This window comes from Chryseobacterium arachidis (assembly GCF_900129245.1).
Taxonomy (GTDB): domain Bacteria; phylum Bacteroidota; class Bacteroidia; order Flavobacteriales; family Weeksellaceae; genus Chryseobacterium; species Chryseobacterium arachidis.
On record NZ_FQUT01000015.1, the window covers coordinates 61,180 to 77,441 of the forward strand.

Sequence of the window (16,262 nt, forward strand, 5' to 3'; positions counted from 1 at the left end):
TGCTGATAGAAAATAAAAAAGGCTGTTTCAATTGAGACAGCCTTTTGATTTGTTTTATGAAACACATTCAGGAATGACTTCCTTATCTTCCGGTTTTTGTGAACCATATAAATATTTGTATCTCAGCGCGATGACCAAACCAATAAAGGTCATCCCGACACCTACCAAAGAAGGATAATTGAATGAATATCCACGTTCTAAAGGAAGCCCGCCAAGGAAAGCACCCATTGCATTCGCAATATTGAAAGCAGCCTGCATAAAAGCAGCTGCCATCATTTCACTTTTCGGCGCAGCTTTCATCATCATGATGTTAATCGGTGCAGAAACCGACATGGATAAAGCCCCACAGACGAACGTTAGAACCAATGCTGCCACTTGATTGTCTGAAAAGAAAAATACACCCGCTAATGCAGACATCATTAAAAATATTAACAGTACACACGTTTTTTCAGGGCTCATTCTGTCAGAAATATAGCCTCCGACCAGGTTTCCTACTACCATCCCTGCACCGGCAAGAATCATGACATAAGCCATCTGGCTTTCTTTAATTCCTGCAACAATTGTCATAAGCGGAGTAATATAGCTGAACCATGTAAACAATCCTCCAAAACCGATGGCGGTAATCATTAAAACCAGCCACGATTGTTTGGTTTTAAGGAATTTCAGTTCTTCAAGGAAATGGCTGTTTTCTTTCTTTTCCAGATCCGGAAGCCAAAGTTTGAGTGAAATTAAAGTAAACAATCCAATCACCGCAACGATAGCAAAATACCATCTCCAGTGGAAGATGTGCCCGATATAGGTTACCAAGGGAACCATGGCCAGGTTCGCGATCGTTAATCCGGTGAACATAAGGGAAATATAGAATGCTTCTTTCCCTTTTCCTGCCATTCTTGCGGCAACTACGGTTCCTGTTCCGAAAAATGCCCCGTGAGGTAATCCTGAAAGAAACCTGATGAACAGCATAGTGGTGTAATTGGGTGCTACAGCAGATAACGCATTAAATATCGTAAAGATAACCATCAGAGCGATTAATACCTTCTTAGGTGGAAACTTTACCGAGTATCCAATTAAAATCGGTGCTCCGATAACTACACCCAATGCATAAGCAGAAATCATATGTCCCGCTTCAGGAATCGTAATCTGTAATGATCTCGCAATGTCCGGGAGCAGCCCCATCACGGTAAATTCCGTTGTTCCTATACCCAAACCACCAATGGCGAGCGGTATAATTCTTTTATCAATCCCCATTTTAATTTTTTAATCTTCAATAATTAATTTCTTCTTTTGACAGTGCAAATTTCGATAGAAATAATCATTTATACTTTAACATTAATGACCTAAATTTGCTCTGTATTAACTTTTTTAATTAAATTTAAATTCATTATTAATCAAAAGAGAGCCTAATGAAAATTCAGAAAGAAATTATCGATTTTGAAGAAGGGAAATCTTTCAAGCTGTTTTCACCGTCTTTGAAGAATTGTTTTTTCTGGCATTATCATCCTGAAATAGAGCTCGTTTATGTGGAAGCCTGTAACGGGATTCGCCATGTCGGAAAAAATATTTCGGATTTTAAAGACAGCGATTTATTATTAATCGGCTCGAATGTTCCTCATCTCAATTTTGATTATCGGATTCAGACCGAATGCAGGCAACTGGTTCTTCAAATGAGGGAGAATTTCCTTCAGGAACTTATTTTTCCTGTTCCTGAATTTGACAGTATTAAAAAACTATTGGAACGTTCTTATCTGGGATTATCATTTTCCGGAGAAACAAAAGCAAAAGTAGTGGAAAAGCTTCATGATATCAGAGATAAAAATTCTTTTGATTCTTTTATGGGATTGGTTGAAATTTTACAGATTCTTGCTCATTCAAATGAAGTAAAGGAGTTAAATAATGAAGATACTCGGATCAAATGGTTTTTGAATGATAAAATCAGGATGGGAACAATCTATGATTATATTCATGAAAATTATGATAAAAATCCTAATGTGAATGTGATCGCTGAAAATGTTAATCTGAGTACTCCCGCTTTTTGCCGGTATTTTAAAAAGCAGACGAATATGACTTTCACCGATTTCGTGAATAATTACAGGATCAATCAGGCAAAATTATTATTGCTGCAGAATTCGTGTGTGACGGAGGTTTGTTTCCAGGTAGGTTTTGAAAGTCTCTCGTATTTCAATAAGCTGTTTAAAAAATATATCGGCGAAACACCTTCAGCTTTTAAGAAAAAACATTTGAGTAAAGTTGAAGGTTAATTTAAACATATCCTTTGTCATTCCATAGGAATCTAAGCGAATATTTTAAAGCATTATCTCTAATAAATTTGCCTGAATTCTTACGGAATGACAAATTAGACGTTTATTTTATCTGTAATAAAAAAAATCGCTCCAAAAATTGAAGCGATTGATATTTTAGTGAATATGTTTTTCTGCATGATAAGAACTTCTTACCAGAGGTGAGCTCTCAACGTGTCTGAAGCCTAAGCTTCTTGCAAAATCTCCGAATTCATCAAACTCTTCAGGAGTAATGAATTTCTTCACAGGAAGATGTTTTTTCGTAGGCTGTAAATATTGGCCTAACGTAATTACATCTACATTTGCATTTCTGATGTCTTCAATTGTCTGGAAAACCTCATCTTTAGTTTCACCTAAACCAAGCATAACACCTGTTTTGGTTCTTCTTTGTCCTGCTTCTTTTAAGTATCTCAATACTTCAAGGCTTCTTTCATATTTAGCCTGAATTCTTACTTCTCTTGTTAAACGTTTTACGGTTTCCATATTGTGAGAGATTACTTCAGGAGCAACATCTACCAATCTGTCAAGATGTTTTGTTAACCCTTGGAAGTCAGGAATAAGAGTTTCCATCGTAGTTCCCGGAGAAATTCTTCTTACAGCGTTTACTGTTTCACCCCAAAGAATCGAACCCATATCTTTCAAATCGTCACGGTCAACCGATGTTAGAACAGCATGCTTAATTTTCATTAATTTGATTGAACGCGCTACTTTTTCAGGTTCATCCCAGTTTACGTCAAGCGGTTTCCCGGTTTTTACGCCACAAAATCCGCAGCTCCTGGTACAGATATTTCCAAGAATCATGAAAGTTGCTGTTCCTTCTCCCCAGCATTCTCCCATATTCGGGCAGCTTCCGCTTTGGCAAATAGTGTTTAATTTATATTTATCAACCAAAGATCTTAATTCTCTGTAATTCTTGCCGGTAGGGAGTTTTACACGAATCCATTTTGGTTTTTGAACGGTAGTATCTTGAACTAAATTCTCCATTTATTTCTCAAATTGAGGTTCAAAGTTAGTGAATTTTTTATCGAAACAATCAAAGATAAGGATTGATGGAAATGATAATTGATATTTTGACATTAATGCACGAATTTTTAATGTAATCATAAACCAAGTTATTCGTTCATTCGCCGTAAGCTATGTTAAGAGACATAAATTAATTGTCCTCAAATTCATTATTTTTCAACAATTCGGCAAGAACTTTTTTAGCACGCATCACACGAACTTTCGTATTGGCAACAGAAATTCCCAGTTCTTCGGCAATTTCTTTAATGCTTTTTTCTTCAAAAAACCGTAATCGGATAATATCCTGATAATTGGCATCTAAGGATTCTATGGTTTTAATGATTTTCTTCTGTTCTTCCTTGGAGATCATAAGTTCTTCCGGAGATTTGGCATATTGATTTTTAACTTCATCTAAATTTTCAGTCGGATCCTGATTTTCCCTTGATTTTCTCCGCCAAAAATCAATAATAGTGTTCTGAGCAATCGTTAAAATCCACGTTTTGAACTGAAAGTGAGGGTCGTACATATCCAGTTTCGACAGAACTTTAGAAAAAACATTCACTGTAATTTCGTCTGCATCATTTTCATCGTGTACTTTTTTCATCACAAAAGAAAAAACATCAACCCAAAAGATGTTGATGAGCTTAGTCTGAGCTTTCTGGTCTTTTTCCTTTGCCTTACCGATGAGCAGGAATAATTGTTCGTCATTCATTACTAACAAATATAGTTGATAATCATGAAAGGTCAAAATTGTATTTCGGTAAAATCCGACTGAAAATTTTTATTGTTTTAATTGAGGTTTTTATATTCTTGCCATTCTCCGAACCGGTAATCAATAATCTGTTTCATCAGATCATAATTTTCGTACGTATCTTCAATATGATAAAAAGTTTCATATTCATAATCGTTTTCCTCAGCCTTGGCATCAAACAGATTGACATAATCGTCCGCAAAAGAACTGAACCTGTTCCCAAAATCGGTATCATCTTTATAATAATCCTGAGCAAAAGCATTTCCCATATCATTCAGATCGGATGCTGAGAATTTTCCGTCCAAAGAATCCAAGACAAATTCTGCACCTGTGATTTCTCTTCGTTTTAATTTTTTAATTTCTTCCTGAGCATCTTCTTTTAATTCATCTGAAATTAAATCATGTTGAATACACCAATTCAGGAACATTCCGGTGTGCGTTGCTCCGTTTTTTTCGGGTAAACCTTCAGGGAAGTCTCCACCGTAATGCCATGAAGCATCATCATATTTAGACATATTTTTAATTATAGTTTTAAACAATTTCGCCCAAAAATAGAAAAAATCAATTTATATTGTCCGTCACTGAGAATTTTCCGTCATTTGTAAGCAAATTTTTTTCGAGAATCAATTATGAAAAATGCTGTTCTAATTACTATTGGTGACGAAATTCTTTCGGGAAATACGGTAGATACCAATTCTAATTTTGTTGCGACTGAACTTAAAAATATAGGGATAAAAGTTTCACAGATCTTTACGATTTCAGATGAAATTGAAACCATAAAGAATACCATTGCATCTGCTTTTGAAGTTGGTGATTTAATTATTACTACAGGTGGATTAGGTCCTACGAGAGATGATAAAACAAAGAAAGCGATTGCTGAATTCTTCAATGATGAAATTGCTTTGGATGAGGTGACATTCAATCATCTTAAAAATTATATGGAGAAACGCGGCCGTCTTGAGATTCTGGAAAGAAACCGTGAGCAGGCTTTTGTACCTACAAAGTCTACAGTTTTCCAAAATCATTTCGGAACTGCACCCTGCATGATGATGGAGCAGGACGGGAAATTGCTGTTTAGTCTTCCTGGTGTTCCTTATGAAGTGAAACCATTGATAAAAGACCAGATTGTCCCTTATTTGCAGGAAAAATTCAGCTTAAATTATATTGTGACCAGAATAATTTCCGTAGTCGGAATTCCTGAGAGTATTTTAGCTGATACCATTGAAAGTTGGGAGCTTGCATTGCCTGCAAACTTGGCTTTGTCTTACCTTCCTGTAGGAACTCGTGTGAAATTGAGATTAACTGCAACAGGAGAAAATGAAACGGTTCTACAGCAGCAGCTGGAAGAAGAAATTCAAAAATTATTGCCTTTAATTAAAGACAATGTAATCGCAACTTCTGAAGATAAAATTGAGAAAATTCTGGGAGAATTATTGCTTGAAAGAAAACTGACAATTTCTACAGCAGAAAGTTGTACAGGCGGAGAATTAGCTAAATTAATTACATCCAACTCGGGAAGCTCAAAATATTTTCTGGGTGGCGTTGTTACCTACGCTACAGAAAAGAAAATCAATATTTTAAAGGTAAAAAAAGAAACCGATGATGAGTTTACAGTGGTAAGTGAGCAAGTGGCCTCTGAAATGGCAGAAGGCTGTCAGAATTTGTTTGATACCAACGTTTCATTATCAACAACCGGAGTGGCAGGGCCGGGAAAAGGTGAAGACGGAAAAGAGGTGGGAACAGTATTCTACAGTATCCGAATTGATGATAAGGTAGTAACTTCAAAATTGTACATGCCACATTTGGACAGGCTGGATTTTATGTATTTTGTTTCACAGAAAGTGATTCAGGATCTGGTCGGGATTTTGGTAGCTGAAAAGGTTTAAATTGATTGATTTCAGAGGATTGGATCTAATGGAATTAATTATTTTGTAATTTAAATTTAGTATAACTCAAATTTTTTTATTTTTAAAAACTTAAAAATTAAGTAACAAATTTTTAAAATAACATACATATTGTATAAATTGTAATTCTAATGAAAAAATTAACGCTTTCTTTGGCTTTATTAGCAGGGATAGGTTCACAAAACGTGAATGCACAAGCTTCAGACAAAGGTCTTGATCTTAGTTTGATGGATAAATCGGTTCGTCCACAGGATGATTTTTATAATTATGTGAGCGGAACATGGATGAAAACTGCCAAAATTCCTTCTGATAAACCTACTTGGGGAAGTTTCAATAAATTGGCTGATGACACGGACAATAACTCAATGACGATTTTAAACTCTCTTTTGAAAGACAAATTTGCCGACGGAACAGAGGGTAAAAAAATTCAGGATCTCTATGCTACGTACATGAATATGGCGAAGAGAAATGCAGACGGAATAAAGCCTATTCAGGCAAACATCAACAAAATTGATGCAATCAAAAATCTTGCGGATCTTCAGAACTATTTGGTTTCTGTAACCAAAGACGGGGAAAATACCCTGTACGGATGGGGAATTGATGCAGATCTTAAAGACTCTAAAATGAATGCTGTTTATTTAGGAAACGCATCTTTAGGATTGGGAAGAGATTATTACCAAAAAGTAAACGAAAAAAATACGGAAGCTCTTGCAGAATATACAAAGTATGTAGCTTCTATGTTGAAGGAACTAGGATACAAAAATGCTGATGCCTCTGCAAAAGCCATTGTAGACTACGAAAAAAGCATTGCAAAAACTTACCTTACCAACGAGCAAAGCCGTGACAATACGCTTCAGTACAACCCAAGAACAATGGCTGAACTTAAGACATTGGTAAAAGGTGTTGATCTTCCGGCTTATCTTAAAGCAGTTGGAGTAAACACAGATAAAGTAATCATCGGAGAAATAGGATATTACAAAGAGTTTGATAATCTGGTAAGTGCTAAAAATCTTCCTGTCATTAAAGATTATTTAAAATTCCATATGATCCACGGAAGCGCTTCTTATTTAAGCGAAAAATTAGGCGATATGAAGTTTGCTTTCTATGGTAAATATTTGAGAGGTCAGCAGGAGCAAAGAGCTTTAAACAAAAGAGGTTATGAGTTAATCAACGGATCTTTGGGGGAAGCTTTCGGAAAATTATATGTTGAAAAATATTTCCCGGCAGAAGCTAAAGCTCAGATGGTTGAATTGATTGATTATTTGAAGAAAAGCTTTGCCGTTCACATCAACAATCTGGCTTGGATGTCTTCTACAACGAAGGTAAAAGCAATGGAAAAACTGAACAAGTTTACGGTAAAAGTTGCTTATCCGGACAAATGGAAAGATTATTCTAAATTAAATATTGTTTCTGAAGCAAAAGGTGGAAATCTATATTCTAACCTTCAGAACATCACAGAGTGGCAGTATAACAAAGACTTGGCTAAAATCGGAAAACCTGTTGACAAAACAGAATGGGGAATGACTCCACAGACAGTAAATGCTTACTACAACCCGGTAAACAACGAAATCGTTTTCCCTGCTGCAATTCTTCAGCCACCTTTCTTCAATCCTAAGGCTGATGCGGCGGTTAATTTCGGTGGAATCGGTGCCGTTATCGGTCACGAAATGAGCCACGGATTCGACGATTCAGGAGCACAGTTCGACGCAGACGGAAACTTGGTAGACTGGTGGACTCCGGAAGACAAAGCCAACTTCGAGAAAGCGACAAAAGCTCTTGCAGCTCAGTATGATAAATATGAGCCTGTAAAAGGAACCAATGTCAACGGAACATTCACAAACGGTGAGAATATTGCAGATTTAGGAGGGGTAAATATCGCTTACGATGCACTTCAAATGTATCTGAAAGATAAAGGAAATCCTGGATCAATCAGTGGATTTACGCAAGATCAGAGATTCTTCTTAAGCTGGGCAACCGTTTGGAGAACCCTGTCAAGTGAAAAATATATGGTAAACCAAGTGAAAACAGATCCGCACTCTCCTGGATATTTCAGAAGTTTCGGACCTATCATCAATGTTGATGCGTTTTACAAAGCATTCGACGTGAAGCCTGGAGATAAATTATACAAAGCTCCGGCAGACAGAATTAAAATCTGGTAATCACTACCTAAAAATAGCAAAACCGTTCAGCAATGAGCGGTTTTTTTTTAGACAATTTTATTTTTAGGAGCTCTTTCCCGCTTTCTGCTGTATCTTTTTGGTTACGGGCTCCGCTTCGCTCCGCCCGCAACCCAAAAGGATGCCGCGACAATCGGGGCTAGGGTTTCACTCTTTCATTTCAACATTAGAAAATATCCACAAAGCTTGTCAGCCTGTCAAGGATCTAAGCATGGTATTAGAAATAAATACATTTGGAAAAGTGCGGGCTAAGATTCCTACGAAATAACAAACTTTGCAGATAGAGACCGGTATTTCGGTCTTTTATTTGACGTTTTATACCATTCGTGATTAAGGTTGTCAAAATCACGATGTCATTTCCATCAATAGAAACGGGCTTCAGCCTGTTTTCAAATAAAAAACTCCAAAAAGGCTTCAGCCAAAACCTAAAAACCTTTCACTCATAATTCATAACTCATAATTTATCACTCTTAACTATTCATCAAAATTCGTATATTTGATAAGTTTGTGTAAAATCAAAAATTATCTTTAATGAAAAAGCTAAATATTGGGATACTTGCCCTTTCGGGTCTGGTATTTTTAAATTCGTGTGGGACCACAAAAACTGCTGAAACTCAAAAACAGGAACCGGTGAAAGAAGTTGTTGCAGAACAGAAAAAAGAAGAAGTGAAAGAAGAGGGGATTAATTTGTCTTACATGGATACCAGCGTTCGTCCGCAAGATGATTTTTTTAGCTATGTGAATGGAAATTGGGTGAAGACCACTCAGATTCCTTCTGATAAAGCAAGTTGGGGGTCTTTCAATGCTTTGAGAGAAAATGTGGATGATGCTTCATTGGATATTTTAAACAAAATTTTATCCGAAACCTATCCTGAAGGTTCCGAAGGTCAGAAAATCCAGAACTTGTACGCATCTTTTATGGATACAGGCAAGAGAAATGCAGATGGATTGGCTCCGATTAAAGGAGATTTGGCAAAAATCGATGCCATTAAAAACCTTAATGATCTTCAGAAATATCTTTTGGAAGCCACAAAACTGGGCGATAACTCTTTCTACGGATGGGGGGTGAGAGCAGATATGAAGAATTCTAAAATGAATGCAGTGTATCTTGGCGGCCCGGATCTTGGTTTGGGAAGAGATTATTACCAGAAAGTAAATGAAGCCAACACAAAAACGCTGGCAGAATACCAGGCTTACGTTGGAAAATTATTCGGAGTTTTAGGATATAAAAATTCTGATGTTGCCGCTAAAAATGTAGTTGATTTCGAAAAGCAGTTAGCCAATTATTTGTTAACGCTCGAACAAAACAGAGATGCCAATTTAAGATACAATCCAAAAATGGTATCCGAGCTGCCTGCTCTGGTTAAAAATATCAATCTTCCAAAATATCTGGCAGAGGCCGGAGTAAAAACAGATAAAGTAATCGTTGGAGAACTGAAATATTACCAGAACATGGATTCATTCCTTACACAAAAGAATCTTCCTTTGCTGAAAGATTATCTGAAATATCATTTAATTAACGGAAATGCCAGCAATCTTGATGAAAAGTTAGAACAGATAAGATTCGATTTCTATTCCAAATATCTTCAGGGGCAAAAAGAGCAGCGCCCGATGAACAAAAGAGGGCTTTCTTTAGTGAACAGTGTTTTGGGTGAAGCTTTTGGTAAATTATACGTAGAAAAATATTTTACGCCGGAAGCCAAAAAACAGATGGAAACTTATATTGATTATATTTTAAAATCATTTAAGACTCACATCAACGAGATGGATTGGATGTCCCCTGAAACGAAAGTGAAAGCTCAGGACAAACTATCAAAATTCACTGTAAAGATTGCTTATCCCGACAAATGGAAAGATTATACCCAGCTAAAGGTAGAATCTCCAAAAACGGGAGCAAATTTATACTCTAACCTTCAGAATGTTTCTGCTTGGCAGTATCAGAGAAGCTTAGAAAAAGTAGGAAAACCTGTAGACAAAACAGAATGGGGAATGACCCCACAGACGGTAAACGCCTATTACAACGGTTCAAACAACGAAATCGTATTTCCTGCAGCCATTCTACAGCCTCCTTTCTATAACCCCAAAGCAGATGCAGCGGTTAATTTCGGCGGAATCGGTGCGGTGATCGGTCACGAAATTTCTCACGGATTTGATGACAGCGGTTCAAGATTCGACGGCGACGGTAACCTGAACAATTGGTGGACCGATGCAGACCGTAAGAATTTTGATGCAAAAGTGGCACAGTTGGCTGCTCAGTACAGCGCTTACGAGCCTGTAAAAGGAAGCTTTGTCAATGGTAAATTCACAAGTGGTGAAAATATCGGTGATTTAGGTGGTGTTGCTGTAGCTTACGATGCATTGCAGATGTATTTGAAAGATTATGGCAATCCGGGGTTAATCAGCGGTTTCAATCAGGATCAGCGGTTTTTCATGAGCTGGGCAACGGTTTGGAGAACAAAATCTACCGATCAGTATATGACAAACCAGGTGAAGACAGATCCTCACTCTCCGGGAATCTTCAGAGCGTTCGGCCCATTGGTGAATCAGGATTCTTTTATCAAGGCATTTGATATCAAACCGGGGGATAAAATGTATAAAGCGCCTCAGGACAGAATAAAAATTTGGTAGACAAGCCAAAAATTGTTAGAAATGAAAAACGCATCAGGAATGGTGCGTTTTTTATTTATTTTTCCTAGTTTAGTGATCTCGTAAAATATTAATTTTGAATGATATTTACTTTGATTAAATTAAATATTCAAGAAAAATCTTAACAAAATTTTGTATGTTACAGTTTTTTTTTAAATTTAAACTTTGGATTGGTCAGCTATTTGATGCTGATAAAAAAAATATACACCAGAATAGAAAATCTCAAAATAACAATAATATGGCAATGTTTAATTATGGCGTTGGCGGAAACGAAGTAAAAGTAGACGCTAATGAAGCTATCCAGGAAATACAGGAGAATAAGTCTCTGATAGTGAGCCAGCTTACGACAGATGAATCTTATGTTCCTGAAATTGTAACAGGATTAAAAACAGTGGAAGACGTCTTCAAACATTTCCAGCCTTCTGTAAGCGTACAGCACGAAACGGAGGACGGTAATGTGGTGGAAGAGGAGTTCCGTTTTCAGAATCTTGCGGACTTCACCCCAAAAAATCTTACGCAAAAATCAGATTATTTACAACAGCTAAGCATGGAGCAGGAGCAATACAATAAAATTGTGCGCCAGCTGAAAACGAATAAAATTCTGCGTAATATGCTGGAGAATGATCAGACGAGAGCTGCATTCATCGAAGTATTGAAAGAAGTGGCACAAGAACTTGAAAAATAATCTAAAGACTTTACATTAATCATGGATAGTAAATTACAGGCAGCTGAGAGCCAACAGCAGGGGCAACAGCAACACGCAGGGCAACCGAAAGGGAATCCGCTTGCCGAACTCAATAAAATTGGTGGTTTTGGTTTTGTAGAATCCGTTGTAGACGGCATCGCAAACATGAACCCGACGAGAAAAGCCAGAAAAGAAATTTTCCTTAACGACGGAAACAAATCCGATGAAAGAAAAGAACTGCTTCAAAAGATCAATCTTTGGGTAAATCTTCTGGAAGGAAATGAATCTGCTGATAAAATGGCAGATACATGCAAATCTAAAGCGCAGGCAGCTGATCAGAATTTAAAATCAAACTTAAAAAATACATTGGATGCAGTTCGTCAGTTGGAGACAAACTATAGAACTGTCGCTCAATTCTATAAAAATACCGAGCTTGATAAAGTTGACAATGTAAGTATTGTTAATGCAAGTTTAGATCAGGTTTCAGACTTAGATAATCCTATCTTTATTGATGCAATTGCTGAAGAATTTAAAAACTACTACGATCGTCTGGATCTTAGAGACAATTATTCAATCTTAGCAATTCCTGGATATTTAGGATCAAACAAAGTGATTGAAAAATGGGCAAAAATCTGTAACGAAAACAAAGTAATGATGGTTACGGATTTTGCTAATCTTGATAAACCGGATGATGTTGTAGATTTATTCCACTCTGCAAACCTTACCGGTGGTGAGTTGCACAGAAGTAACGTAATTATGACGTGTAACTGGCTGGTAGGTCGTGGAAAAGCTGAAGAAGTGGGAGAAGAAGAAAACGTAGAGCTTCCACCTTCAACTTCATTGGCCGGAAAAATCCATAAAACACTGATGTCTCAGGTTGCTGCAGGTAAAAAGCATGGTAATATTAACGAGGTAGATGCCGTGAAATTCGAGCTGAAGAAAAGTGAAATTTCTCAACTGGAAAAAATGGGATTGGTTCCTATGGTTAATGAATACGGAAAAATCATGGCATTCTCTGCAAAAACACTGTTTACGGGAGACAATATCGGGCTTCAGACATACTCGGTAGTTCGTGTATTTGATTATGTAACGAAAGTTTTACTTGATTTCCTAAACAGAAGAGCTTTTGAAAACTGGAATGCAAGAAACGAAGATGATTTAAGAAGACAAATCGTAACTTTCTTAGACAGTATTAAAGGAGCCGATAAATTGATCGAAAAGTTCAAAATTGTTCGTTTTGAACAGGATAAAGTGAATAAAGACAGAGTTTGGCTGGATATTCGTTTAACGCCGTACTTCCCTACAAAAAGTTTCGTTATTAAACTGGATGGGCACAAAGGAGACGATGGAAACGAATGGGATGCTGAATATATTCAGGATTAATTTTAGCCCAATTAAAATAATAAAAACCGATGCATTTTTTTCATCGGTTTTTTTCTACCGAATCACTAAATATTGAATATGAAAGGTAAGCTAATTTACTTTTTGCCCTTAGCTTTTATGGTTTTCAGCTGTGAAGATAAAAAACTTCAGCAGGAGCATAAAATTGATCTTTTTGCAGATCGGAGAGAAGTCGGGAGAGCCTATGTTATGAAACCTCAGGAATGCTTTGACGGCAGTGATATGGTTGTTTCCTCTTCAAATATCAAACTGATAGACCAGTCTTCAGGTCGCGGGAAGCCTATTTTTATTTACAGGGTGCAATCCGGTAAGTTGTTGAAGACCACAAGAGATTCAATTGTAATTTTTCCTTTTCAGTTTTTAGCCAATAAAGAACTGAGGTTTCGTAAAGATTCCACAGCATATATTTATCTTAAAAAACTTAATGGATATCGTTTTATTGCGAAAGAAATGGGTTTAAAATATCAATGGCTGAAAGCAGCACCTGTTTATTCAGTAAAGAAAGAAAATTAAATTATCTTTGCAGACATAAAATGAGACGGCTTTTTGGAAAAGACAAAACAAGATTCAGACTTTAAACATATTGGCAAAAAACTTCTTAGCTGGTACAAAATAAACGCCAGAGATCTGCCTTTCAGACAAACAAAAGATCCTTATAAAATATGGATTTGTGAGATTGTTTTTCAGCAGACGAGAATTGCTCAGGGATTAGGACATTACAATAATTTCATTACAAGGTTTCCGGATGTAAAAACACTAGCAGAAGCCGAAGAAAACGAAGTTTTACTGTCTTGGAAAGGTTTGGGTTATTATTCCAGAGCAATCAATGTTCATAAGGCGGCTCAGCAGATCATGAACGATTATCATGGCATTTTCCCTGATGAGTACGAAGAAATTTTAAAATTAAAAGGGGTCGGGAAATATACGGCAGCCGCAGTTTCCAGTATTTGTTTTAACGGAAAGATCCCGGCAGTTGACGGTAATTTTTACCGCGTTTTAAGCAGGCTTTTTGCCGATGATTTTGATATTTCCAATTCAAGAGCATTTAATTATTTTTCTCAATTAGCTCATTTAATTTTACCTGAAAATGTTGGTGACTTCAATCAGGCGATGATGGATTTAGGTTCAGAAATATGCAAGCCGAAAAATCCTCTTTGCGGAGAATGTCCGCTAAATCAGGATTGTTTAGCTTTTTCATTAGAAAAAATCTCAGAATTTCCTGTTAAAACAAAAAAAGTAAAGGCAGAAGATTTAGAGCTAAAATATTATTTCGTTCACAGAAACGGTCAGTTTTTGATTCAGCAAAGAAAAGATGATTTCATCTGGAAAAAGCTGTTTGAATTTCCACCGGTGATTTCTGATGATCTAAATCCTTTCATAAAAAGTGTAAAAACGGTTAATCATAAACTGACGCACAAAAATTTAAGCATCGAAATTTTTAATGTAGAAGTAGATTCAGAAGAAATCTGGAATAATTTTATTTACGAAAACAAATACATTGTAACGGATGTTGATGGTTCGCATGAAAGATCTTTCCCGAAACCTTTGGAAAATTATATCCAAAGTTATGATACAGCATATAGAATTCTTTAGGGATAGGAGATGGGTGCTGGAAGTTCACAGCGTTGTAGATATGGATTCTTTACTCCATTTCATTTCGCTCAGAATTACAGCTATCAGTCAAAATCTTCTTGGTCTTCGTTAAGTGAAACGCCTTTGCGAACTTAAAAACGAATAGTCGTCAAAAAAAACTTTGCGCTCTTTGCATTAAAACAATTTAGGTTTAGTCAAATCAACATAAACTCGTTGAAATGCTGAAATTTGTCTTCCCATATCTGAAATCTAATTTGTACTTTTGCAAAATGTTTAAAAATGCCATTTTTATTTTTGTAGCCCTGCTTTTGCTTTCATGCGGAAATAAGGATACTGTTCCAAAGCCTTACGGAGAACTTCGTTTGGAATATCCGGCACCAAAATATCAGAAATTTGAAAACAACTGTAATTATACATTTGAGTATTCTGATTTTGCAAAAATTACAAATGCAAAAAAGCCTTGCTGGTATTACCTGAACTATCCGAAAATGAAAGCGAAGATTTTTGTAACCTATTATCCGATACAGAATGATTTTGCCGCTCACATTCAGGAGGCTGAAAAAATGGTTTACGAACATACCATTAAAGCAAGTGCAATCGACACAAAATCTTTCGAATATCCTGAAAAAAAGGTATACGGAAATTTCTACGAGCTGAAAGGGCAGAGTGCCTCCAATCTCCAGTTTTACATTACAGACAGTACAAAACATTTTGTAACTGCCTATTTATACTTTAATACAAGACCGAAACCGGATTCTTTGGCTCCCGCGGTGGATTATATCAAAAAAGATATGAAACATCTGCTGGACACATTTGAATGGAAAAATTAATTACTTTTAAAATACTTTGAAAAAAATATGAAACTTTTAGTTGTAGGAAGTGTTGCGTTTGACGCAATCGAAACGCCATTTGGAAAAACGGATAAAATTTTAGGAGGTGCTGCCACGTATATCGGGATCACATCATCTATTTTGGGCGTTAAGTCTGGGATCGTTTCTGTTGTGGGAGGAGATTTTCCGCAGGAGCATCTTGATATGTTTACCAACAGAGAGGTAAATATCGAGGGAATAGAAATCTTAAAAGAAGGAAAAACTTTCTTCTGGTCAGGAAAATACCACAATGACCTGAATACAAGAGATACTTTGGCAACTGAAGTAAATGTTTTGGAAAACTTCGATCCAAAAATCCCGGATTCTATGCAGGATGCGGAGATTTTATTATTAGGGAATCTTCACCCTGGCGTACAGCTTTCAGTTCTTGAAAGAATGAACAACCGTCCGAAACTGGTAATCCTTGATACCATGAACTTCTGGATGGATTCTGCTTTGGACATTTTAATGGAAATGATTGCAAAGACAGACGTCATTTCTATTAACGATGAAGAGGCGAGACAGCTTTCCGGAGAATATTCTTTGGTAAAAGCAGCGAAAAAGATTCACACAATGGGGCCTGAATATGTTATTATTAAAAAAGGGGAACACGGTGCTTTGCTTTTCCATGATAATAAAGTATTTGCGATTCCTGCTTTACCATTAGAAGAAGTTTTCGACCCGACAGGAGCGGGAGATACTTTCGCAGGAGGTTTTGCAGCATATTTGGCTAAAAAAGGAAAATTCGATTTCGATACAATGAAATCTGCATTAATCGTAGGTTCTGCAATGGCTTCTTTCACGGTTGAAAAATTCGGTACCGAAAGAATTCAGGAAGTAAACGAATCTGATGTGTTCAGCAGATTGAACCAATTTAAAGAATTAACAACATTTGATGTTGAGCTATCGTAAATACGTCCTTTTTTAAGAAATATTT

At 36.5% G+C, this 16,262-nt stretch carries 14 protein-coding genes; 10 read left to right on the forward strand and 4 right to left on the reverse strand.

All coding sequences use genetic code 11. The features are described from left to right. Positions 1–54 precede the first annotated feature (54 nt). Complete coding sequence (locus tag BUA89_RS19490) at positions 55–1,248, reverse strand: MFS transporter (RefSeq protein ID WP_178362478.1); 1,194 nt, start codon at positions 1,246–1,248, stop codon at positions 55–57. Positions 1,249–1,403: 155 nt separating this feature from the next. Here BUA89_RS19490 and BUA89_RS19495 point away from each other — a divergent pair, with 155 nt between their 5' ends. Continuing rightward, on the forward strand, positions 1,404–2,258 hold the full coding sequence (locus BUA89_RS19495) for an AraC family transcriptional regulator (RefSeq protein ID WP_072962645.1): 855 nt from the start codon (positions 1,404–1,406) through the stop codon (positions 2,256–2,258). Between the two features lie 156 nt (positions 2,259–2,414). On the opposite strand, the gene lipA is transcribed toward BUA89_RS19495, so the two are convergent. From lipA to BUA89_RS19510, 3 genes are all read right to left on the reverse strand, one after another. Then, positions 2,415–3,281 (reverse strand): lipoyl synthase, encoded by an 867-nt coding sequence (gene lipA, locus BUA89_RS19500; protein WP_072962648.1) that lies wholly within the window; start codon positions 3,279–3,281, stop codon positions 2,415–2,417. Between the two features lie 169 nt (positions 3,282–3,450). Continuing rightward, on the reverse strand, positions 3,451–4,011 hold the full coding sequence (locus BUA89_RS19505) for an RNA polymerase sigma factor (protein WP_072962651.1): 561 nt from the start codon (positions 4,009–4,011) through the stop codon (positions 3,451–3,453). Positions 4,012–4,088: 77 nt separating this feature from the next. Further along, the gene (locus BUA89_RS19510; RefSeq protein WP_072962654.1) at positions 4,089–4,565 is read right to left on the reverse strand and encodes a DUF7832 domain-containing protein; all 477 of its coding nucleotides are present in this window, start codon (positions 4,563–4,565) and stop codon (positions 4,089–4,091) included. Positions 4,566–4,679: 114 nt separating this feature from the next. On the opposite strand from BUA89_RS19510, the gene BUA89_RS19515 reads away from it, so the two are divergent. The 9 genes from BUA89_RS19515 to BUA89_RS19555 all read left to right on the forward strand — a co-directional run bounded on the left by BUA89_RS19515 (position 4,680) and on the right by BUA89_RS19555 (position 16,237). Beyond that, positions 4,680–5,936 (forward strand): CinA family nicotinamide mononucleotide deamidase-related protein, encoded by a 1,257-nt coding sequence (locus BUA89_RS19515; protein ID WP_072962657.1) that lies wholly within the window; start codon positions 4,680–4,682, stop codon positions 5,934–5,936. A gap of 149 nt (positions 5,937–6,085) precedes the next feature. Then, the gene (locus tag BUA89_RS19520) at positions 6,086–8,113 is read left to right on the forward strand and encodes a M13 family metallopeptidase (RefSeq protein ID WP_072962661.1); all 2,028 of its coding nucleotides are present in this window, start codon (positions 6,086–6,088) and stop codon (positions 8,111–8,113) included. 549 nt (positions 8,114–8,662) lie between these two features. Further along, positions 8,663–10,759, forward strand: a complete 2,097-nt coding sequence (locus BUA89_RS19525) for a M13 family metallopeptidase (protein WP_072962665.1) — start codon at positions 8,663–8,665, stop codon at positions 10,757–10,759. A gap of 154 nt (positions 10,760–10,913) precedes the next feature. Then, positions 10,914–11,462 (forward strand): type VI secretion system contractile sheath small subunit, encoded by a 549-nt coding sequence (locus BUA89_RS19530; RefSeq protein WP_083531742.1) that lies wholly within the window; start codon positions 10,914–10,916, stop codon positions 11,460–11,462. A gap of 21 nt (positions 11,463–11,483) precedes the next feature. Then, on the forward strand, positions 11,484–12,845 hold the full coding sequence (locus BUA89_RS19535) for a DUF5458 family protein (protein WP_072962668.1): 1,362 nt from the start codon (positions 11,484–11,486) through the stop codon (positions 12,843–12,845). A 78-nt stretch (positions 12,846–12,923) separates the two neighbouring features. Then, positions 12,924–13,376, forward strand: coding sequence for a hypothetical protein (locus BUA89_RS19540; RefSeq protein ID WP_072962671.1), 453 nt, complete (start codon positions 12,924–12,926; stop codon positions 13,374–13,376). Between the two features lie 33 nt (positions 13,377–13,409). Continuing rightward, entirely contained in the window at positions 13,410–14,456 is a 1,047-nt protein-coding gene (mutY, locus tag BUA89_RS19545; RefSeq protein WP_072962673.1) for an A/G-specific adenine glycosylase, read from the forward strand. A 269-nt stretch (positions 14,457–14,725) separates the two neighbouring features. After that, entirely contained in the window at positions 14,726–15,286 is a 561-nt protein-coding gene (gene gldD, locus BUA89_RS19550) for a gliding motility lipoprotein GldD (RefSeq protein ID WP_072962677.1), read from the forward strand. A gap of 27 nt (positions 15,287–15,313) precedes the next feature. Then, positions 15,314–16,237, forward strand: coding sequence for a PfkB family carbohydrate kinase (locus tag BUA89_RS19555; protein WP_072962681.1), 924 nt, complete (start codon positions 15,314–15,316; stop codon positions 16,235–16,237). Positions 16,238–16,262: the final 25 nt, after the last annotated feature.

Bases quoted from the DNA above. Each gene is read 5' to 3' on its own strand.
- BUA89_RS19505 (WP_072962651.1), bottom strand. From the start codon at position 4,011: ATGAATGACGAACAATTATTCCTGCTCATCGGTAAGGCAAAGGAAAAA.
- BUA89_RS19520 (WP_072962661.1), top strand. From the start codon at position 6,086: ATGAAAAAATTAACGCTTTCTTTGGCTTTATTAGCAGGGATAGGTTCA.
- BUA89_RS19525 (WP_072962665.1), top strand. From the start codon at position 8,663: ATGAAAAAGCTAAATATTGGGATACTTGCCCTTTCGGGTCTGGTATTT.
- BUA89_RS19495 (WP_072962645.1), top strand. From the start codon at position 1,404: ATGAAAATTCAGAAAGAAATTATCGATTTTGAAGAAGGGAAATCTTTC.
- BUA89_RS19535 (WP_072962668.1), top strand. From the start codon at position 11,484: ATGGATAGTAAATTACAGGCAGCTGAGAGCCAACAGCAGGGGCAACAG.
- BUA89_RS19555 (WP_072962681.1), top strand. From the start codon at position 15,314: ATGAAACTTTTAGTTGTAGGAAGTGTTGCGTTTGACGCAATCGAAACG.
- BUA89_RS19490 (WP_178362478.1), bottom strand. From the start codon at position 1,248: ATGGGGATTGATAAAAGAATTATACCGCTCGCCATTGGTGGTTTGGGT.
- BUA89_RS19530 (WP_083531742.1), top strand. From the start codon at position 10,914: ATGTTACAGTTTTTTTTTAAATTTAAACTTTGGATTGGTCAGCTATTT.
- BUA89_RS19515 (WP_072962657.1), top strand. From the start codon at position 4,680: ATGAAAAATGCTGTTCTAATTACTATTGGTGACGAAATTCTTTCGGGA.
- gldD (WP_072962677.1), top strand. From the start codon at position 14,726: ATGTTTAAAAATGCCATTTTTATTTTTGTAGCCCTGCTTTTGCTTTCA.
- BUA89_RS19510 (WP_072962654.1), bottom strand. From the start codon at position 4,565: ATGTCTAAATATGATGATGCTTCATGGCATTACGGTGGAGACTTCCCT.
- BUA89_RS19540 (WP_072962671.1), top strand. From the start codon at position 12,924: ATGAAAGGTAAGCTAATTTACTTTTTGCCCTTAGCTTTTATGGTTTTC.
- lipA (WP_072962648.1), bottom strand. From the start codon at position 3,281: ATGGAGAATTTAGTTCAAGATACTACCGTTCAAAAACCAAAATGGATT.